Genomic DNA, 20644 nt, shown 5'->3' on the forward strand with positions numbered 1-20644 from the left:
GTCCCGCGGCGGCGGGGGCCAGGCCCCCCGCACCCCCCGGCGCCTGCGCGGAACAACGGGGCCGGCTTGCCTCGTGGCGCGGGCTGTGAAACGCTGCACGCAAAGCGAATGGGTGAGACATGGACGACGGGCGCAACGGATCGGTCAAGCAGATCATCTGCATCAAATGGGGTGCCAAGTTCGGCCCCGAATACGTCAATCGCCTGCATGCGATGGTCGCCCGAAACATCACGCCGCCCTTCCGGCTGTTCTGTTTCACCGACGACGGCACCGGTCTGCACCCGGATGTCGCGGTGCGGCCCCTGCCCGATTTCGCCTATGACGCCCCCGTCAACACCCGCGGAAAGTGGCCCAAGTCGCGGCTGTGGGGGGATCTGGGCGACGTGACCGGGGTCGTGCTGTTCCTGGACCTGGACGTGATCATCACCGGGAACCTGGACGCGTTCTTCGAGCATGGGGACCCCGACGACACGATCCTGGGTCTGAACCCAAACACGCCGTTCGAGAAGATGGGCCAGACCTCTGTCTATCGGATGCGGGTCGGCAATCTGGCCCCGCTGCAGAAGATATTTGCCGCCGATCCGCAGGCCGCGGCCGACAAGTACAAGTACGAACAGCGCTTTGTCACCCGCAACGCCCCGGGCGGGGTCACGTTCTGGCCGCGCGGCTGGCTGGCGCATTTCCGGTTCCACTGCGTGCCGACATTCCCGCTGAACTATCTGCGCGATCCGAAAATCCCGCGCGGCACGCGGATCGTGATGTTCCCCGGCAACCTGAACCCGCCCGACGCGATCCTGGGCCGGTGGGACGAGGCCGACGAGGCCCGTCCGCCCCTGGACCATCTGCGCGCCGCCTTTGCCGGCCCGCGGCGCGAGGGGTTCCTCAAGCACCTGCGCCACTATGTCAGGCCGACCCTGTGGGTGGCGCAGCTTTGGCGTGAATGATGCCCCTGCCCCATGCGCCCGACCGACTGCCGGAGGAGATGGCCGCGGCCCTTGGCCACGCCGTCGCGGCCTTCGGCTTTCTGGAGGAGGCGTTGAAGCGGGCGATCTTTTCGCTGACGCGCAAGGGGCTGGGCCAGGATGCGCAGGACCATGCCCTGCACGCCTGGCTGCGCCGGATGGAGGAGATCGCCGACGACACCCTTGGCACGCTGATCGACAGCTTCCTGGCGGCCGCGCGGCGCAGCGACGGGGTGGATCTTGGCGCCCTGCCGCGGATGCTGACGGACCTGCGGCGCATGCGGAACCTGCTGTGCCACGCGTCGTGGCGCCCGGGGGCGCGACCCGGCATGTGGCATCCGACCTTCATCAACACCCGCGGTGAACGCCATCCCGACGACATGTCGGCCGATGACCTGATGCAGGTCCGCGACCGGACCCTGCAGGCGGCGCGTCAGGTCGTCGCCGTGATGCGCCGGACCGGGATCGACGGGGAATGGGCGGGTACCGACGCCTGACCCATCCGTCGGCACGCAAGCCACAGGACCGCGCCGCGACCGCATCGCGCGTTGCAACACGCGCGCCAGCAGGCTAACACCCGCAAAATCAAGGATGAGAGGCACTCATGTCGTCCCCCCTCCGCCTCGGCATCGCCGGGCTTGGCACCGTCGGGATCGGTGTCGTCAAGATCGTGCAGAAACACGCCGACCTGGTGGCCATGCGCTCGGGTCGCCCGGTGGCGATCACCGCCGTCAGCGCGCGCGACCGCATGAAGAACCGCGACGCGGATCTGTCGTCCTATCGGTGGGAGGCCGACCCGATGGCGGTCGCCACCGCCGAGGATGTCGATGTCTTCATCGAACTGGTCGGCGGCGACGCGGGCATCGCCCGTGACAGCATCGAGGCCGCGCTGCGATCCGGCAAGGACGTGGTGACCGCGAACAAGGCGCTGCTGGCCATGCACGGCCACCACCTGGCGCAGTTGGCCGAAAGCCTGGGCCGCGTGATCCGGTTCGAGGCCGCCGTCGCAGGCGGCATCCCGGTCATCAAGTCGATGACGGAGTCGCTGGCCGGCAATCGCATCACCCGCGTGATGGGCGTCATGAACGGCACCTGCAACTATATCCTGACGCGGATGGAAAGCGCGGGCCTGCCCTATGACGCCGTCTTCGAGGAGGCGCGGCAACTGGGCTACCTGGAGGCCGACCCGACCCTGGACGTCGGCGGCATCGATGCGGGCCACAAGCTGGCGATCCTGTCCTCGATCGCCTTCGGCACCCAGGTCAATTTCGACGCCGTCGAGATCGAGGGGATCGAGCGCGTCAGCATCGACGACATCCACCGCGCCCGTGACATGGGATACCGCATCAAGCTGCTGGGCGTGGCCCAGATGACCGCGCGTGGTCTGGAACAGCGCATGTCACCCTGCCTGGTCCCCGCCGACAGCCCCCTGGGGCAGCTGGTCGGCGGCACGAACATGGTGGTGATCGAAGGCGACAGCGTCGGCCAGATCGTCCTGCGCGGCGCGGGCGCGGGCGAAGGTCCGACCGCCAGCGCGGTCATGTCCGACATCGTCGAGATCGCCCGCGGTGTCCGCATGCCCGTCTTCGGCCAGCCCGCGCAGACGCTGACCGCAGCGCAACCCGCGCGTACGGCAGTCCCCGCGGCCTATTACATCCGGCTGGAGCTGCAGGACAAACCCGGCGCTCTGGCCAAGGTGGCGACGGTGCTTGGCGATGCCGGCATTTCGATCGACCGCATGCGCCAGTACGGCCAGCACAGCCCTGCCAGCGTCCCGGTTCTGGTCGTGACCCACAAGACCACGCCCGAGGCGATCGACTACGCCATCGAGGCCCTGCCCCGCACCGGGGTGCTGGTCAGCGACCCGGTCGAACTGCGCATCGAGGAAGTGTGAAAAAGGGGGCCATCGGCCCCCGTCCCGCGCCGCAAGGCGCTGATCGTGTCGCGCCCCCTCTTCGGGGGCGCGTCCGTTTGGTCAGGCATCCTTGCCCAGATAGATGTCGACCAGCTTGCCCAGCATCGCCAGCGCATCCTCGCGCGACCGCTGAAAGCTGTTGCGCCCGATGATCGATCCGTTGCCGCCGCCATCGCGGATCGCGCGCGCGTCGTCATAGACCGCATCGGTCCCCTTGGCCGCCCCACCCGAGAACACCACGATGCGCCGCCCGCCAAAGGACGCCTGCATGCAATGCTCGACCCGCTTGGCTTGGGTCGCGATGTCGATCGCCTTGTCCTCATAGACCTTCTTGGCTTCTGCCAGCATCAGGTGATCGGTGGACAGCTTGATCTTGATGATATGCGCGCCGATCAGCGCCGCGATCTGGGCCGCATAGGCGGCCACGTCGATGGCCGTCTCTCCGTCCTTGGTGATCGCCTCTCCGCGCGGATAGGACCAGATGACGGTCGCCACGCCCTTGGCCGCGGCTTCCTTGCGCATGGCGACGATCTCCTCGAACATGTCCAGCGCCATGTCCGAACCCGGATAGATCGTGAAGCCGATCGCCGCACAGCCAAGCCGCAGCGCGTCATCGACCGACGCCGTGATCGCCTGGTTCTTGCCGGCCGTATCCGACATCAGGCTGTTGGCGCTGTTCACCTTCAGGATCGTCGGGATCTGGCCCGCGAACGTGTCCGCCCCGGCCTCGATCATTCCCAGGGGGGCGGCATAGGCGTTCAGCCCTGCGTCGATGGCCAGCTGATAATGGTAATGCGGGTCATAGCCGGCCGGGTTCGGCGCAAAGGACCGTGCGGGCCCATGCTCGAACCCCTGGTCGACGGGCAGGATGATCATCTTGCCGGTGCCGGCCAGCTTTCCGGTCATCATCATGCGCGCCAGCTGCGCCTTGACGCCCGGCGTCTCGCCTTCGTAATTGGCCAGGATGCGGCGCACCGTGTCGGTCATCTGCATGGGTCTCTCCTATCTTGTTGGCTGCTGGATAGCATGCACAAGACCCGCGGCAATGCTGGTTACGCTAACAAATTCAGGCAGATGCGCTTTTCCGCCGCGCCGCGGAGCGGGCGATCCCTAAAACCTTAATCACAGATGAATCGATTTTCAGACGAATTGTCCGCATCCTCAACCGCAGGGACATGTCCCGACAGGAGGATGCCATGTTCATGACCACGACACTGGCGCATTACCAGTTGCCGATCTTCGGCATCGGGTCCAGTGCGCTGGAAACCCGCATCGGTGCCGATCAGCGGACCGTCTGGATGCGCCCGATCACGGCGGGGGCCAGCCAGACCGAACTGCTGCCCACGTCCACGGTGCAATCGGCGGAACGGGTGACCCCGCCGATGGCTTATTCGCAATGGCTTAAGCTGCTGTCGGACTATGAAACCGGCGCAAAGGCCGGTCAGCCCGGGGGCTGAGGCGCGCCGCGACCGGCGCGCCACCTGATCAGCGCTTGGCGGCTTCCAGCGCGGCGACGCCCGGCAGGGTCTTGCCCTCCATCCACTCCAGAAACGCGCCCCCGGCGGTCGAGATGAAGGTGAAATCGTCCGCCGCACCCGCCTTGTTCAGCGCCGCGACGGTGTCGCCACCGCCTGCGACCGACACCAGCGCGCCCTGCGCGGTCAGCTCTGCCGCCGCACGGGCCGCCGCGTTGGTGGCCGCATCAAAGGGCTCGATCTCGAAAGCGCCCAGGGGGCCGTTCCAGATCAGCGTCTTGCATGCGGTCATCGCCTGGCGCAGCGCCTCGACCGTGTCGGGACCGGCATCCAGGATCATCGCATCCGCCGGGCACTGATCGACGGGCAGCGTCTCGGACGCGGCACCAGCCTTGAACTCGCGCGCGACGACGATGTCCACCGGCAGGTGGATCTTGCACCCCGTCGCCTCGGCCTTCTCCAGGATGGAGCGCGCGGTGTCCGCCATGTCGCGTTCGGCCAGCGACTTGCCGACCTCGACGCCCTTGGCCACCAGGAAGGTGTTGGCCATGCCGCCGCCGATCACCAGATGGTCGACCTTTTCGACCAGGTTCGTCAGCAGCTCCAGCTTGGTCGAGACCTTGGCCCCGCCCACGACCGCCATCACCGGCCGCTGCGGATCGCCCAGGGCCGCGTCCAGCGCCTTCAACTCGGCCTCCATCAGGCGGCCCGCACCGGAATACATCAGCCGCGCCAGCCCCTCGGTCGAGGCATGCGCACGATGCGCCGCGGAAAACGCGTCGTTCACGAAGGCGCTGCCAAGGGCCGCCAGCGATGCGGCAAAGGTGCCGTCATTCTGTTCCTCGCCCGCGTGAAAGCGGGTGTTCTCCATCAGGGCCACCTGTCCCGGCTGCAGCGCGGCCACGACGCGCTTGGCCGCACCGCCGATGCAGTCGTCGGCAAAGACGACCGGCTGGCCAAGCGCGGCCTCCAGTGCGGGGACGATCTGGCGCAGGCTCATGCTGTCGACGCGCTGGCCCTTTGGGCGGTCGAAATGCGCCAGCAGAACGGGAATGCCGCCCTTGGCCTGGATGTCCTTGACCGTCGGCACGATCTTGTCGATGCGGGTGGTATCGGTGACCTGGCCGTTTTCGACCGGGACGTTCACGTCGACGCGGGTCAGCACGACCTTTCCGTCAAGATCCATGTCGTCGATGGTGTTGAACTTTGCCATGTCGCATCCTTCAGGGTCCAAGAGTTGGCGAACTTGTCCCGCATGGCAGGCGCGGCGTCAACCGCGCCCGGTGGATGCGCGCCGCCCTGCCGGTCGGACCCCATAACGGTTTCGCGCGTTGCGCCGGGCAGCGACAGTCCCTAGATCAGGGGTCGCACCTGACAAAGGAGGGCCTCATGGCCGAGATCAAGGACCCGGAAAACACCATCGTCATCCAGCTAAAGGACGGCCCCGTCGTCATCGAACTGCTGTCCGACGTGGCCCCCAAGCATGCCGAGCGCATGAAGGAACTGGCCCGCGCGGGCGCCTATGACAACGTGGCCTTCCACCGCGTCATCGAGGGTTTCATGGCGCAGACGGGCGACGTGGCCCATGCGAACATGGAAAAGGACTATAACCCCGGCCGCGCCGGCACGGGCGGATCGGACAAGCCGGACCTGCCGGCCGAATTCTCCAAGCTGCCGCATGACCGTGGCACCATCGGCGCCGCGCGGTCGCAGAATCCGAACAGCGCCAACAGCCAGTTCTTCATCAACTTCAAGGACAACCATTTCCTGAACGGCCAGTACACCGTCTATGGCCGCGTCATCGAGGGGATGGAGCATGTGGACAAGATCGCCCGCGGCGAGCCGCCGGTGAACCCCGACCGCATGATCAGCGTCAAGGTGGCTGCCGATGCTTAAGTTCGCCCTGATCCCGGCCCTGCTGATGCTGGGCACCGCCGCGTCCGCGCAGGGGACCAACCCACAGGTCGAGGATACCGACGGGCCGAACATGGTCATCGAGGTCGCCGATGCCGAAGGCACGTCCAAGGGCACGATCGTGCTGGACCTGCGTGAGGATCTGGCCCCCAACCACGTCGCCCGCCTGGTCGAGCTGACGAATTCGGGTGCCTATGACGGCGTGGTGTTCCACCGCGTCATCGACGGCTTCATGGCGCAGACCGGCGACGTCGAGAACGGCCGCCAGGACGGCGACACCGCCATGGCCGGCATGGGCGGTTCCGACCTGCCCGACCTGGAGGCCGAGTTCACCGAACAGACCTTTGATCGCGGCACCGTGGGCATGGCCCGCGCGATGGACCCCAACAGCGCGAACAGCCAGTTCTTCATCGACCTGGCCCCCGCACCGTTCCTGGACGGCGAATACACCGTCGTCGGTCAGCTGATCGAAGGCTGGGACGTGCTGGACGCCATCAAGAAGGGCGACGCCGCCACCAATGGATCGGTGACCGAGCCCGACTACATGATGACGGTGACCATCGCGGACGGCGACGCCCCCGCCGATGAGGCCCCCGCCGCCGATGCGCCGGCCGAGGACGCCCCCGCGGAAGACGCCGAAGGCTGATCCCACCGACACGCGATCAGGGGGCTGCGGCCCCCTGATCCATTCTGCACGCTTGAGTCCGACACCCCGTCATCCGTACCCATGCGCCCACGCGCCGCATGGCCCTGTGCTGCACTGCCGCATAATGACCTTGCGGGACGGCCACCGCCCCCCCTAGGATGCCGGGGACATGACCAGCGCGCCCCCACCCGCCACTGCCCTACAGATCACGCCCTCGGCCCCCATCAGCCGAGAGCTGCATGGCTGGCGTGCGAAATGCCTGCAGCGTCTGGTGCGGATGCAGTTGCCCGTCCCGCGCAGCTTTGCGATCCCCGCCGATACGGTGCGCATGATCGCCCAAGGGCGCCGCATTCAGCCCGATGCGCTGTCGGACATCTTTGCCGGCAGCGGACTGGTCAGCGTGCGCCCGTCGGCCGCGATGCCGGAATGGGGCGGACCGGGGACGGTCCTGAACGTGGGCATCAACGATGCCCTGCACGCGCGGCTGGCCAACGCGATCGGGCGCGGCAATGCCGACGCGGTCTATTTGTCCTTCGTCCAAAGCTATGCCATCCACATCGCGCGGCTGGACCCCGACCTGTTCACACAGGACGGCCCCGACGCCTTGGCGGCCAGCCTGCGCCATTACCAGGACGAGATGGACCAGCCCTTTCCCCAAGACCCTACCGAACAGCTGTCAGAAGTCCTGCGCAGCATGGCGCGGGCTTGGGACGGCCCCACCGCGCGCCTGCTGCGTCAGGCCAAGGGCGCGCCTGCCGATGCGCCATTGGGTCTGGTCGTGCAGGAGATGGCGCTGGCGCTTGGGCCCGGCATCTGCGGGTCTGGCACGATCCAGTTCATCGACCCCGTCACCGGCACCCCGCGCGTGACCGGGCGCTTTCGCGGGCAGCGCCATGGTGCGACCGTCGGCGCCGGGGCCGAGACGCTGTTCCTGACCCGCGACGACCGCGGCCCCGCGCTGGAGGACACCGCGCCCGAAATCTTTGCCGATCTGGTCCGCTTCGGCATCGCCGCCCGCGAGCGTCTGCGCGAGGAGATGCAGATCGAGTTCGTCGTGACCGAGGGCCGGATCAGCGTCATCGACGCCACCCGCGTCGCCCGTGGCAGCCGCGCCGGGGTCCGCATCGCCGTCAGCTTGGCCCGCGACGGCATCATCCCGCCCGAGGAGGCGCTGATGCGCGTCGAACCGCGCGCGCTGGCCGATCTGCTGCATCATCAGGTCGATCCGCGCGCGCCGCGTGACGTCATCGCGCGCGGCATCGATGCCAGCCCCGGCGCGGCCACCGGGCGCATCGTCTTTTCCGCCGCCAGCGCCCAGTCCGCCCATGCGCGGGGCGAGCCCTGCATCCTGGTCCGCCGCGAGACGGTGCCCGAGGACATCCGCGGCATGCACGCCTCGGTCGCGGTGCTGACCGAACGGGGCGGCACGACCAGCCACGCGGCGGTGATCGCGCGCGGCCTGGGCCTGCCCTGCATCGTGGGCGCCAGCGGCCTGACCATCGACGCCCGCGCCCGCACCGTCCGCGCCGGTACCCGCATCCTGCACGAAGGCGACGAGGTCACCATCGACGGCAGCTCTGGCGAGGTTCTGGCGGGCGCCGCCGTCCTGCTGCCCCCCGCGCTGGACGACGCGTTCACGCAGCTGATGGACTGGGCCGCGGATGCGGGCGGCATGGGCGTGCGCGCCAATGCCGACACGCCTGAGGATGCCCGCGCGGCCCGCAGGTTCCAGGCGCAGGGCATCGGCCTGTGCCGGACCGAGCACATGTTCTTCGACGCCGAACGCCTGCCGGCCATGCGCGAGATGATCTTTGCCGATACCCCCGAGGACCGGCGCCTGTCGCTGGACCGCATCCTGCCCATGCAGCGCCAGGATTTCGTCAGCCTGTTCGAGATCATGGCGGGACTGCCCGTCACGATCCGCCTGTTCGACCCGCCGCTGCACGAATTCCTGCCCCACGACCGCGAGGGGCTGCGGGAACTTGCCGAATCACTGGACCTGCCATTGTCGGACGTGACTCGTCGCGTGGAGGCGCTGACCGAGTTCAACCCGATGCTGGGCATGCGCGGGGTCCGCCTCGGGATCACTGTCCCGGAAATCTACGACATGCAGGCCCGCGCCATCTTCGAGGCGACGGTCCAGGCCAGCCGCAAGGGCGATCCCGTCGTCCCCGAGATCATGATCCCGCTGGTCAGCGCCATGCGCGAGGTCGAGTTGGTCAAGACCCGCATCGACGCCGTCGCCGCCGCCGTCCGCAACGAGATGCGCGCCGATTTCACCTATCGCCTTGGCGTGATGGTGGAAACGCCCCGTGCCGCCCTGCGCGCGGGCGACATCGCCGCCCACAGCGCGTTCCTGTCCTTTGGCACGAACGATCTGACGCAGATGACCTATGGCCTGTCGCGCGACGATGCCGGCCGCTTCATGGGGACCTATGTCGGTCAGGGCGTCTATGCCGAGGATCCGTTCCACGTCCTGGACCAGGACGGCGTCGGGGAACTGCTGCTGATCGGCGTCCAGCGCGCCCGCGCGCAGTCGCCGGGCATCACCCTGAGCGTCTGCGGAGAGCATGGCGGCAACCCCGAATCCATCGCGTTCTGCCATCAGGCAGGCGTGGATTACGTGTCCTGTTCGCCCTTCCGCGTGCCCGTCGCGCGGCTTGCCGCGGCGCAATCGGCGATCCGAAACCGCACATCCGTGGCACGGTCCTGATTCTGCAACTGCAAGTTGCTGATTAGGCTGGACATAATATCTGCCCCTACACCCATGCGCCGGAAGCCGCCGGATTCTGCGCACTGACGTGGCGGAATGCTGCCCAAAACCGGCCTGAACGGGCCGGTTCCGGGACTCACGCGGATGTGGGATGGCGCGACAGATGCCGAAAATCCTAAGCACTTCGTCAGCCCGCCCGGCGTGACAGCCTGTTCCTGTCGTCCGGGCATTAATGCCCCGTCAACACGGGACCTTGTATAGGACTGTACATGCCCAAGCTGTCAAACCGGCTGGCGCACGCTCTTTTATGTGCGGCAACAGCCATCCCTCTGATGACGACCACTGCCCTTGCCGGGGGGAACGGATCGCTTTTTTCCGCCGATACCGGCATGTTCGGCGCAATGCAAGCCGCCGCGAACGCGCCGCGGCCAACGCCGCTGCTTTATACCGATGCGATGCCCGTCCCGGTCGAGATCACTCCCGATGAGCCCATCGAAAACCTGCATCTGGCGAACACCCGCAAGGTCATTTCCCGCGCTGATCTGAATTGCATGGCCGAGGCCCTGTACCACGAGGCCCGCGGCGAAGGGCGCCAAGGCCAGATGGCCGTGGCCGAGGTCATCCTGAACCGTGTCGACAGCGGCGTGTTCCCCCGCACCGTCTGCGGCGTGATCAACCAGCCCAGCCAATTCAGCTATACCATCGGCGGCGCCAAGCCGATCCGCAACAAGGCGGCCTATCTGCGCGCGCAGGACATCGCGGCCGAGGCCCTGGCGGGCGCGCCGCGCCAGCTGACCGGCGGTGCCACCTATTTCCACACGCCGGCTGTCAGCCCGTCATGGTCGCACCGCTTTCAGCGCACGGTCCAGATCGGCCGCCACATCTTCTATCGCAGCAATCAGCGCGTCGCCTCGAACTGAGGCCTGCGGCGGGGCTTGCCCGCGCCGCGGATTTGCTGTGAATGGCGGATATGGAACATCCCGACCGCATCTTTCTGCGCGACCACGTCCTTTCGGCCGAGATCGGCGCATTCCAATCCGAACGCGGCCAGGACCAGCGCCTGCGCTTCAACCTGACCGTCGACCTGCGCGAGACCGTCGCGGGCACCGGCGATCACGTCGATGCCGTGCTGTCCTATGACGTGCTGACGCAGGCGGTGGACACGGCCTTGGCCGATCAGCGCTATAACTTGGTCGAGACATTGGCTGAACGCATCGCCGCCGAGGTTCTGGCTCATCCGCGCGCCGCCCGCATCGCCGTCAGCGTCGAAAAGCTGGACCGTGGTCCCGGCGCGCTTGGCGTGTCGATCATCCGCCACCGGGGCCGCGTGCCCGCCACGGGCGTGGCAGCCCAGGTTGCGATCCTGGTGCATGCACCCGGCGCGCTGGTGGCGCCGGGTGCCGTGGTCATCGTGCCAGGTACGGATAGCGCGACCGCCGACGGGCCGCACGCCCGCCGCCTGGCGCTGCTGTCGCTGGATCAGGCCGCCTGGCGGCTTGGCGGCGACCTGGGCATCGAGGTGGCCGAGACGCGCACCGAACTGGACGCCGCGATCCAGCTGCGCCAACCGGTGATCTGGGCGCCCACGCGCCTGGCCGCCGATGCGCCGGACGCGGGTCATATGCCGGACCGCCTTGCGCTGTGGCTTGCAGGGCGCTTGGCGCGCATCACATCGATTTTGCAGGGTCTGACGACAGGCCGCTGCCCGCTGTGCCGGACGGGCTGGCGATCAGCATTTCGCGCCTGCGTACAGACTGAAATCCGATGATGCAGGACGGCCTCTATTATCGCCCCATCCCGCAGGATCAGGGCGGCCGCTGGCCGCTCGCCGGGGGGTGGACAGGGTTCACGCAGTTGGAATGCCTGCAGCGGGGGGCACCGCCGCGCATCGTCGACAGCGCCCCGGACCGAGTGATGGCTGCGCTGACAGCCCCGCGGCCGGCGGTGATGGGCGTGACGCTGGACAGGCCGCGCCTGATGGGCATCGTCAATGCCACCCCCGACAGCTTTTCCGACGGCGGCCATTATGACCCCACGGTGCAGGCCCGTGCGCTGGTGGCGGACGGGGCCGACATTCTGGACATCGGCGGCGAATCAACCCGTCCCGGCGCGGATGAAATCGCCGTCCCGGACGAGATCGCCCGCGTCCTGCCCGCAATAGAGGCCGCGCGCGGCCTGCTGCCGATCTCGGTCGATACGCGCAAGGCAGCGGTGGCGCAGGCGGCACTGGCTGCGGGGGCCGGGATGGTCAACGACGTGTCGGGGTTCGACTTCGACGCCGGACTGGCGCCGCTGGTCGCACGGGCCGGGGTGCCGGTCTGCCTGATGCACGCGCAGGGGTTGCCTGCCACGATGCAGGACGACCCGCGCTATTACGACGTGCTGCTGGACGTCTATGACGCCTTGGCCGCGCGCATCGACGGGGCGATCCGGGCAGGCATCGCGGTGGATCGCATCGTGATCGATCCGGGCATCGGCTTTGGCAAGACCGAGGCGCATAATCTGGCGATCCTGCGGCGGATTTCGCTGTATCATGGGCTGGGCTGCCCGATCTTGCTGGGCGTGTCGCGCAAGCGGTTCATCGGTCGGATCGGCGGCGCCGGGACCGCCGCGGACCGCATGCCCGGCACGCTGGCCCTGACGGTCGCGGCCGCAGCCCAAGGGGTCCAGATCCACCGCGTCCACGACGTCGCGGAACACGCACAGGGGCTGCGCCTGATTGCGGCCCTCAACAAGAACGGGAAGGCAGGGACATGAGCAGAAAGCTTTTTGGCACCGACGGGGTCCGCGGGCGCGCCAACACCTATCCGATGACCGCCGAGATGGCGCTGCGCCTTGGCGCCGCCGCCGGCCGATATTTCCGGCGCGACGGGCGAAACCGGCACCGGGTGGTGATCGGCAAGGACACGCGGCTGTCGGGCTATATGCTGGAGAACGCGCTGACCGCGGGACTGACCAGCACAGGCATGAACGTGCTGCTGCTGGGCCCGGTGCCGACGCCCGCGGTGGGGTTCCTGACACGGTCGATGCGGGCCGATCTGGGGATCATGATTTCGGCCAGTCACAACCCGGCCGAGGATAACGGCATCAAGTTCTTTGGTCCCGACGGCTTCAAGCTGTCCGACGAGGCCGAGGCCGAGATCGAGACGCTGGTCGCAGGGGCGCTGGACCCCGTTGCGCCCGCCAGCATCGGTCGGGCCAAGCGGATCGATGACGGGCGCGGGCGCTATATGGAATATGCCAAGACCACCTTCCCGGCCAAGCTGCGGCTGGACGGGCTGAAGGTGGTGCTGGATTGCGCGAATGGTGCGGCCTATCGCGCGGCACCCGACGTGCTGTGGGAACTGGGCGCGGACGTGATCCCCCTGGGCGTCGAGCCGGACGGGTTCAACATCAACGACGGCGTTGGCAGCACCCACCCGCAGGCCTGCGCCGACGCTGTGCGGGCGCATGGCGCGCATCTGGGGATCAGCCTGGACGGCGACGCGGACCGGGTGGTGATCGTGGATCAGACGGGCCGCGTGGCGGATGGCGACCAGATCATGGCGCTGCTGGCCGGGCGGTGGGCCGAACAGGGGCGGCTTGCAGGCGGCGCGCTGGTCGCCACCGTCATGTCGAACCTGGGGCTGGAGCATTACCTGACCGCGCGAGCCTGCGGCTGGAGCGGACGCAGGTCGGAGACCGCTATGTGGTCGAGCGCATGCGCGAGGGCGGCTTCAACCTGGGCGGAGAACAGTCAGGCCATATCGTGATGACCGACTATGCCACCACCGGAGACGGACTGGTGGCCGCGATGCAGGTGCTGGGCGCGATGGCCGAGACGGGCCGCGCCGCCAGCGAACTGGTCACCCAGTTCGAGCCGGTGCCGCAGATGTTGAAGAACGTCCGCTATGCCGCGGGCGCCGACCCGCTGGCGGCCGAGCCGGTCAAGCGGATGATCGCGGATGCAGAGGCACGACTGGCCGGATCGGGACGAGTGCTGATCCGCAAATCGGGGACCGAGCCGCTGATCCGGGTGATGGCCGAAGCCGAGGACGAGACCGTCCTGCGCGAGGTCGTCGACGGCATCGTCGCGGCGGTCGAACGCGCGGCCTGATTGCGTCCCGCGATGGCCGGGGGGCTATGCGCCCCCCGGACCCCCCACCGTTTCGGACGGCCGAAGGCGGATCAGGGCCTTTGTGCCACCGGGTCGAAATCATAGAGCCAGTCGAAGCGGCCGGGCATCAGCGACGGCGCCAGCCGGTCGGCCACACGCAACACGGCATGCGCCCCGATCTGCATCACGCCACCGAAGTGGTAATTGCGGGCGTTGGCATTCGCAGCCTCGACGATGCGGGTGACGCGGGGGTGGCGCAGGGCCTGGTAGCGGGCGAGGGCTTGGGGCTGATCGGGGATCGTGTCCAGGCAGGCGGCCAGGGTCCATGCATCTTCGATCGCCATGCCGGCGCCTTGGGCCAGGAAGGGCAGCGTCGGGTGGGCCGCATCGCCCAGCAGGGCCAGCCGGTCATCATGCCAGCGTGCCGCCACCGGATGGCGGAAAAGGCCCCACAGATGCGTGCGGTCCACCTGCGCCAGCCAGCTTGGCACCGCGCCACCCATGCCCGCGAAATTGGCGCGCAGGCGGTCGGGGTCGCCGGGATGGGACCAGCCCTCGTCCTGCCAGTCGGGGCGTTCCTCGACGGCCACGATGTTGCGCAGGCCGCCGGGCAGAGGATAGCTGACCAGATGCCGGCGCGGGGCCATGAAGACCTGCACCTCGGGCTTGCTGCCCGGATCGGGGATCAGGGCGCGCCACGCTGTCTGACCGGTGAAGAACGGCACCTGCTGGCCGTTCAGCGCGGCGCGGTGGGTGCTGCGCAGACCGTTGGCGGCGATCGTCAGGGGGTCGACGGTTTCGATGGCCGTCACGCCCAACTGAACCGTCACGCCTGCCTGCCGGGCGGCATCGGCCAAAAGATCGATCAACCGCGCGCGGTGGATCAGCAGAAAGCGCGCATCAGGACGGTGCGCCCGCAGGTCCATGCGCAGCACCCGCCGCCCGCGCGCATCGTTCAGCTGCACCGCACCGGTACGCAGCGCGGAACGATCCAACGCGGGACCAAGGCCAAGCGCGTCCAGCACCCGCACCGCGTTGGCCGAGATCTGGATCCCCGCCCCGACCTCGCCCAGGTCCGGCGCGCGTTCCAGCACCGTGACCCGCGCGCCGCGCAAGGCCAGCGCCAAGGCCGCCGTCAGGCCGCCGATTCCGGCGCCGATGACGGTCACGGGACGGTTCAGGAGCGCGGACATGGATCTGACCTCCGGATGTGACAAGGCCCCGCACCGGGCGGGGCCTGGCGCGGCGCTGACGGCTGGATCAGTCGTCGCGGTGGACGCGTTCCTTGCGCTCGTGACGCTCCTGCGCCTCCAGCGTCATAGTGGCGATGGGACGGGCATCCAGGCGTCGCAGGCTGATCGGTTCGCCTGTCATCTCGCAATAGCCGAAATCGCCGGTCTCGATCCGGCGCAGGGCAGAATCGATCTTGCTGACCAGCTTGCGCTGACGGTCGCGGGTGCGCAGTTCCAGGGCGCGGTCGGTTTCCTCGCTGGCGCGGTCGGCCAGATCGGGGACGCTGCGGGCGCTGTCCTGCAGTCCTTCCAGGGTCTCGGCCGACTGGCTGAGCAACTCCTGTTTCCAGGCCTCGAGCTTCCGCCGGAAATATTCGAGCTGACGCTCGTTCATGAAGGGTTCGTCCTCGGCGGGACGATAATCCTGGGGAAGGAAGGTCTGGGCTTTCATTACGTCCTCCGGCGGCGCCGGGCGGAGCAAAATTACCGGCACCTTGCGCGGTCCCTTAAAGTATGACGTGCTGCTTGTCACTAGGCTTCAAGGCGCTAATGATGCGCGGCGTGCAATTCGCTGCAACTTTGCGGGCAGTTGCGGCCAAGCGCCTTGCGTCAAAGGAGAGTTTTCATGCAGTTCACGGGAACCGACCGCTATGTGGCCCCGCCCGACCTGGCCCTGGCGGTGAACGCCGCCGTCACGCTGGAACGGCCACTGCTGGTCAAGGGCGAACCCGGCACGGGCAAGACCGAGCTGGCCCGCCAGGTGGCCGCCAGCCTGGGCATGCCCATCATCGAATGGCATGTGAAATCCACGACCAAGGCGCAGCAGGGCCTGTACGAATACGATGCCGTCAGCCGGCTGCGCGACAGCCAGCTGGGCGATGCGCGGGTGAACGACGTGTCGAACTATATCCGCCGGGGCAAGCTGTGGCAGGCCTTTGCGGCGCCGTCGCGGGTCGTGCTGCTGATCGACGAGGTCGACAAGGCCGATATCGAGTTCCCGAACGACCTGCTGCAGGAACTGGACCGGATGGAGTTCCACGTCTACGAGACCGGAGAAACGGTGCGCGCCACGCATCGCCCGGTGGTCATCATCACCTCGAACAACGAAAAGGAACTGCCGGACGCGTTCCTGCGCCGGTGCTTTTTTCACTATATCCGCTTTCCCGATGCCGCGACCCTGCGGGCCATCGTCGAGGTGCACCACCCGGGGCTGAAGCCGCGCCTGCTGGACAGTGCTCTGACCCAGTTCATGGAGCTGCGCGACGTGCCGGGGCTGAAGAAGAAACCCTCGACCAGCGAATTCCTGGACTGGCTCAAGCTGATCCTGGCCGAGGATCTGTCGCCCGAGGATTTGGCCCGCGATCCCGCAACCATGCTGCCCAAGCTGCACGGCGCGCTGCTGAAGAACGAACAGGACGTGGCGCTGTTCGAAAAGCTGGCCTTCATGGCCCGGCGTCAGGGGCGCTGAGGGGACGGTTCCCCCTGCCCCGGCCCCGCGCCGGGGAAACCCTTTCCCGATTGCCGCACGCCCGTCCCCACGACTAGGCTTGCGCCACATCGGAGGGAGAACATCATGAGCGATCAACAGGGTTTCGACACGCGGGCGATCCACGCGGGGGCCACCGCCGATCCGGCGACCGGGGCGCGGCAGGTGCCGATCTATCAGACCACGGCCTATGCGTTCCGCGACGCAGACCACGCCGCGCGCCTGTTCAACCTGCAGGAGGTCGGATACATCTATTCGCGCCTGACCAACCCCACCGTTGCGGCCCTGCAGACGCGGGTCGCGGCGCTGGAGGGAGGCGCGGGGGCGGTCTGCTGTTCGTCGGGCCACGCGGCGCAGATCATGGCGCTGTTCCCGCTGATGGCGCCGGGACGCAACATCGTGGCGTCCACCCGGCTCTACGGCGGCACGGTCACCCAGTTCAGCCACACGATCCGCCGGTTCGGCTGGTCCGCCAAGTTCGTCGATTTCGACGACGCCGATGCGCTGCGTGCGGCGATCGACGACGACACGCGGGCGGTCTTTTGCGAATCGATCAGCAACCCCGGCGGCTATGTCACCGACATTCCGGCGGTCGCGGCCATCACCGACGCGGCGGGCGTGCCGCTGATCGTCGACAACACGCTGGCGACCCCCTATCTGTGCCGCCCGATCGAGATGGGCGCCACGCTGGTCGTGCACAGCCTGACGAAGTACATGACCGGCAACGGCACGGTCACCGGCGGCGTGGTCGTGGACAGCGGCACGTTCGACTGGTCGGCCAGCGACAAGTTTCCCAGCCTGTCCGCCCCGGAGCCCGCCTATCATGGGCTGAAATTCCACGAGACCTTCGGCAACCTGGCCTTCACCTTCCACGGCATCGCATCGGGCTGCGCGATCTGGGCATGACCATGAACCCGCAGGGCGCGCATTACACCCTGATGGGGATCGAGACGCTTGGCCTGCGCATGGAACGCCATGTCGCCAACGCGCAAAAGGTCGCCGCCTGGCTGGAGGCCGACGACCGGGTGGAGCGGGTGACCTATGCGGGGCTGGACAGCTCTCCGTGGAACGCGACGGCGCGCAGGCTGTATCCCAAGGGCGCTGGGGCGCTGTTCACCTTTGCGATCAAGGGGGGCTATGCGGCGGCGGTCAGGCTGGTCGATGCGCTGGACCTGTTCAGCCATGTGGCAAACCTGGGCGATGCGCGGTCGCTGGTGATCCATTCGGCATCCACCACCCACCGCCAGCTGACCGAGGATCAACAGCGTGCCGCCGGTGCCGCCCCCGAGGTCGTGCGCCTGTCGGTCGGCATCGAGGATGCGGACGACCTGATCGCCGATCTGGATCAGGCGCTGGCCAAGGCCACCGCCTGACGAAAGCGGGCCGGGGTCGCCCCCCGGCCCATCCATGCGCTGTGATCGGATCAGTTCGCCGGGGTTTCCGGCAGCGGCTCGACGATGCCCGGAACGATGGGTTCGTCCGGCGCGGGCGCGCCGTCGCCGTGCATCGGCGGGTTCACGGGACCGCCTTCGGGGCCGCCATCAGGACCACCATGCCCAGGGCCGCCATGACCGCCGTGATGCATCCCCATGCCGCGCGGCGGCATCGGCGCGCAGGCACCCTCTCCGGCCAGCGCGTATTCGATCTCGACCTGGGCGGCCATCTCGACCTCTCCGGCCTGGACCGGGACGCGTCGGCCATCGCGGCCTCCATGCGCATCATCGGGCGCGGACCGCCATTGCCGGTCTGGATGTCGCGCAGGGTCAGCACCGGGCCCAGATCGACGCCCGCGGCCTCTGCCAGCAGCTCGGCCTTGCGGCGAGCATCGGCGACCGCATCGCGGCGGGCCTGGTCCTGCGCGTCGCCGCCATCCTCGCGGCTGAAGGTGATGCCGTTGATCTCATTGGCACCGGCGGTGACGATGGCGTCCAGAACCTCGCCCAAACGGGCCAGGTCGGAGACGCGTACCGCGACCGTGTTCGTCGCCTGATAGCCGGTGACGGTCGGCGCCTGGTTCTCGCCGTACTGCATCAGCGGGTTCAGGTTCAGCCCCGAGGTCTGGATCTGGGCCTCTTCGATGCCGGCACCGGTCAGCGCCTCGATCACGGCGGTCTGCTGGGTGCTGTTCTGCTCCATCGCGGCGGCGGCGCTGTCGGCCTGCGTGGTCACGCCCAACTGGACGGTCGCCATGTCGGGGGCGATGCGGGACTGTCCCTCTCCGGTGACGGTCAGGCGCGACGGTCCGGCCGGACCGCAGGCCATCGGCGCGGCAAGGGCGGGGGCGGCCATCAGGGCGGCTATGGCCACGGACAGGGCCAGCCGTCTTGCAGGGGGGGCACGGAAGATCGGTCGCATCAGGATATCCTTTCTGATTGCGGGTTCGCTGAGCCGTTGATGCCCTGCCCGATGCCCGCTTCCTAGCCCTTACAGACGCAAAAGCGATCACAGATATGGCAGTTCTTCTTTCAACGTTCCACAATTTGAGGTAGTGATGAAAGCTGAACAACGACGTCGCGGGCAAGTCCACGCGACGCACCCCGAGCAGTGAAGACAGCCATGAACCAGCACGCCGCGCCACCCGAATTTGCCATGAGCTTCACACAGGAGGCGGTTCGGCTGGAATGCCGCAACGGCCCGGATTGGCGACCTTTGGGCCATGCCCGCTTTGCTGGCGGCGACATGGCCGCTGTTCTGAACGGGCTGCGCGAACAGGCGGGCGGCCAGGCCGGAGAGCTGGACACCGTGCTGGTCATTCCCGACGACCAGATCCTGTACACGGTGCTGACGATCCCCTTCGGGTCGGACACCGCTGCAACCATTGCGCGCGCGCTGGAGTCGTCGACCCCCTATCGCGCCGATGATCTGGCCTTCGACTGGTGCCCTGCCGAAAACGGCGACATCGAGACGCTGCGCGTCGCCGCCGTGGCCCGCCGCACGCTGCACGAGGCAGAGGATTTCGCCCGAGCCCAGGGCTTTCGCCCGTCGGGATTCCAGGCGCGTCCCGGCGACGACCGGTTCCAGGGCAACCCCGATTTCGGCCCCTCGCGGCTGGTGCAGGAACAGTACAACCGCCGCCCCTTCAGCGAGCCGGTCCTGAGCCAGGCCCGCGTCACCGCCCCGCAGATCGAGGTCGAACAGCCTGCCGCAGCACTGGTGCCGGTGATCTCGCGGATCATCCCGCATGTGGTGTCGGTGCCTGTCGCGGCGCCGTTGGCTGTGGCGGCAACCGACATCATCGCGGATGATGCTGCGCCGCAGACCGCCGATGCGCCTGCCGCCGTGATCCGTCATGGAACCGGCCCGCTGACCGCGCAGCGCCTGTCGCCGCGCGCCGAGGCCGTGCACAGCCGCGCCGCCGCTGCCCGGACGCAGCGCGACAGCGCCGTGCCCGACGAAGCTGCCGCGCCTCAACTGGTCGAACGCCTGCGCAGCCTGGACCCGGCGCGCCTGCCGGTGCTGGTGGGCGGGCTGGCATTGCTGCTGGTCATGGCGCTGCTGTTTCTGGGCCGCCCCGCGCCGCAGGAGGACCTGGCCGAGGCCCCCGTGCAGCAGACCCCGGTCGAGGCACAGCCCCAGCAGGCGGCACCCGCCCCGCAAGCGGCAATCCCGGTCGCGCCTGAACCTGTTGCGCCCGCGACGGTGGAACCTACGCCGGTGACGCCGGAACCGCAGACGGCACAGACCACGCCAGAGCCGACCGAACAGCCCGATGCGCTGGACCAGGCCCTGGCCGAGGCGCTGGCCCAAGCCAGAGCGCCCGCTGCCCAAGCCCCCGCCACCGCGCCGGTCGCCGCTCCGCCCGCCGCGTCCATGGTCGGCGATCTGGCCGTCGCACCCGCAGCGCCCGCGGCCGAGGTCGCGCCTCCGGTCGAAACCGCCACGCCCGCCGCACCGCCGGCAGCTCCCGCAACGGCGGCACCTACGGCCACGCCCCCGGCACAATCGCCAGCCGCCGCAGCGCAGGCCGAGCAACTGGCGCGGTCGGCCCGTCCGCCGCGGGCGACGCCTGCAGCGGCATCCGCACCCGCCGCCCCGGACCGTCAGCCGACCGTCCCGGCGAACCCGCTGCCGTTCGCGGTGCAGAACCAGCCCGCGGCGCCGGTCGCGGCCGCGCGGCCGCCGTCGCGCCCCGCTGCGGCGCCTGTGGCGCAGACCGCACCCGCACCCGTTCCGGCCACGCCGCCCGGCCGCGACGCCCGCGCCCG

16 protein-coding genes and 3 pseudogenes are annotated in these 20644 nt (G+C 68.5%); 14 read left to right on the top strand and 5 right to left on the bottom strand.

From position 1 onward, the window contains the following. Positions 1-119 precede the first annotated feature (119 nt). From TY51_RS16980 to TY51_RS16990, 3 genes are all read left to right on the top strand, one after another. Complete coding sequence (locus TY51_RS16980; protein ID WP_042251756.1) at positions 120-944, top strand: hypothetical protein; 825 nt, start codon at positions 120-122, stop codon at positions 942-944. Further along, positions 941-1459, top strand: a complete 519-nt coding sequence (locus TY51_RS16985) for a hypothetical protein (RefSeq protein ID WP_042251758.1) — start codon at positions 941-943, stop codon at positions 1457-1459. The genes TY51_RS16980 and TY51_RS16985 overlap by 4 nt, the downstream gene beginning before the upstream one ends. Positions 1460-1566: 107 nt before the next feature. After that, the gene (locus TY51_RS16990; RefSeq protein ID WP_042251761.1) at positions 1567-2856 is read left to right on the top strand and encodes a homoserine dehydrogenase; all 1290 of its coding nucleotides are present in this window, start codon (positions 1567-1569) and stop codon (positions 2854-2856) included. Positions 2857-2937: 81 nt separating this feature from the next. Here TY51_RS16990 and TY51_RS16995 read toward each other — a convergent pair whose 3' ends face one another. Further along, on the bottom strand, positions 2938-3870 hold the full coding sequence (locus TY51_RS16995) for a class I fructose-bisphosphate aldolase (RefSeq protein WP_042251764.1): 933 nt from the start codon (positions 3868-3870) through the stop codon (positions 2938-2940). 209 nt (positions 3871-4079) lie between these two features. On the opposite strand from TY51_RS16995, the gene TY51_RS17000 reads away from it, so the two are divergent. Beyond that, complete coding sequence (locus TY51_RS17000) at positions 4080-4334, top strand: hypothetical protein (RefSeq protein ID WP_156118100.1); 255 nt, start codon at positions 4080-4082, stop codon at positions 4332-4334. Positions 4335-4362: 28 nt separating this feature from the next. On the opposite strand, the gene pgk is transcribed toward TY51_RS17000, so the two are convergent. Continuing rightward, a complete protein-coding gene (pgk, locus tag TY51_RS17005) occupies positions 4363-5565 on the bottom strand; it encodes a phosphoglycerate kinase (RefSeq protein ID WP_042251771.1) in 1203 nt (400 codons plus the stop codon). Positions 5566-5741: 176 nt separating this feature from the next. Here pgk and TY51_RS17010 point away from each other — a divergent pair, with 176 nt between their 5' ends. From TY51_RS17010 to glmM, 7 genes and pseudogenes are all read left to right on the top strand, one after another. Continuing rightward, complete coding sequence (locus TY51_RS17010; RefSeq protein WP_042251774.1) at positions 5742-6248, top strand: peptidylprolyl isomerase; 507 nt, start codon at positions 5742-5744, stop codon at positions 6246-6248. Continuing rightward, positions 6241-6912 (top strand): peptidylprolyl isomerase, encoded by a 672-nt coding sequence (locus tag TY51_RS17015; RefSeq protein ID WP_081995197.1) that lies wholly within the window; start codon positions 6241-6243, stop codon positions 6910-6912. The genes TY51_RS17010 and TY51_RS17015 overlap by 8 nt, the downstream gene beginning before the upstream one ends. 169 nt (positions 6913-7081) lie before the next feature. Then, positions 7082-9625: a putative PEP-binding protein gene (locus tag TY51_RS17020; RefSeq protein ID WP_042251777.1), complete on the top strand. Its 2544-nt coding sequence runs from the start codon at positions 7082-7084 to the stop codon at positions 9623-9625. A 332-nt stretch (positions 9626-9957) separates the two neighbouring features. Then, complete coding sequence (locus tag TY51_RS17025; protein ID WP_052650380.1) at positions 9958-10545, top strand: cell wall hydrolase; 588 nt, start codon at positions 9958-9960, stop codon at positions 10543-10545. A 41-nt stretch (positions 10546-10586) separates the two neighbouring features. Continuing rightward, entirely contained in the window at positions 10587-11393 is an 807-nt protein-coding gene (locus TY51_RS17030) for a dihydroneopterin aldolase (protein WP_156118102.1), read from the top strand. Next, positions 11393-12382, top strand: coding sequence for a dihydropteroate synthase (gene folP / locus TY51_RS17035; RefSeq protein WP_042251800.1), 990 nt, complete (start codon positions 11393-11395; stop codon positions 12380-12382). Before TY51_RS17030 ends, folP begins: the two co-directional genes overlap by 1 nt. Next, positions 12379-13721, top strand: a pseudogene (gene glmM / locus TY51_RS17040) (phosphoglucosamine mutase). The gene folP and the pseudogene glmM overlap by 4 nt, the downstream one beginning before the upstream one ends. Before the next feature lie 71 nt (positions 13722-13792). Here glmM and TY51_RS17045 read toward each other — a convergent pair. Both TY51_RS17045 and dksA read right to left on the bottom strand, forming a co-directional pair. Beyond that, positions 13793-14914 (bottom strand): FAD-dependent oxidoreductase, encoded by a 1122-nt coding sequence (locus TY51_RS17045; RefSeq protein WP_042251779.1) that lies wholly within the window; start codon positions 14912-14914, stop codon positions 13793-13795. A 67-nt stretch (positions 14915-14981) separates the two neighbouring features. Next, positions 14982-15404 carry an RNA polymerase-binding protein DksA gene (gene dksA, locus TY51_RS17050; RefSeq protein WP_042251783.1) on the bottom strand — a complete coding sequence of 141 codons (423 nt, stop codon included), beginning with the start codon at positions 15402-15404 and terminating at the stop codon, positions 14982-14984. Between the two features lie 174 nt (positions 15405-15578). On the opposite strand from dksA, the gene TY51_RS17055 reads away from it, so the two are divergent. Together TY51_RS17055 and TY51_RS17060 are read left to right on the top strand one after the other, a co-directional pair. Then, positions 15579-16421: a MoxR family ATPase gene (locus tag TY51_RS17055; RefSeq protein WP_042251786.1), complete on the top strand. Its 843-nt coding sequence runs from the start codon at positions 15579-15581 to the stop codon at positions 16419-16421. A 105-nt stretch (positions 16422-16526) separates the two neighbouring features. Beyond that, positions 16527-17812: pseudogene (locus TY51_RS17060) on the top strand (O-acetylhomoserine aminocarboxypropyltransferase/cysteine synthase family protein). A gap of 142 nt (positions 17813-17954) precedes the next feature. Here the strand turns inward: TY51_RS17060 and TY51_RS17065 are convergent. Further along, on the bottom strand, positions 17955-18794 hold the full coding sequence (locus tag TY51_RS17065) for an SIMPL domain-containing protein (RefSeq protein ID WP_052650382.1): 840 nt from the start codon (positions 18792-18794) through the stop codon (positions 17955-17957). Between the two features lie 201 nt (positions 18795-18995). Here TY51_RS17065 and TY51_RS20490 point away from each other — a divergent pair. After that, positions 18996-20644 (top strand): annotated as a pseudogene (locus TY51_RS20490) (hypothetical protein); the annotation flags it as partial.

It is taken from the genome of Paracoccus sp. PAMC 22219, assembly GCF_000787695.1.
In the GTDB taxonomy this organism is placed as follows: domain Bacteria; phylum Pseudomonadota; class Alphaproteobacteria; order Rhodobacterales; family Rhodobacteraceae; genus Paracoccus.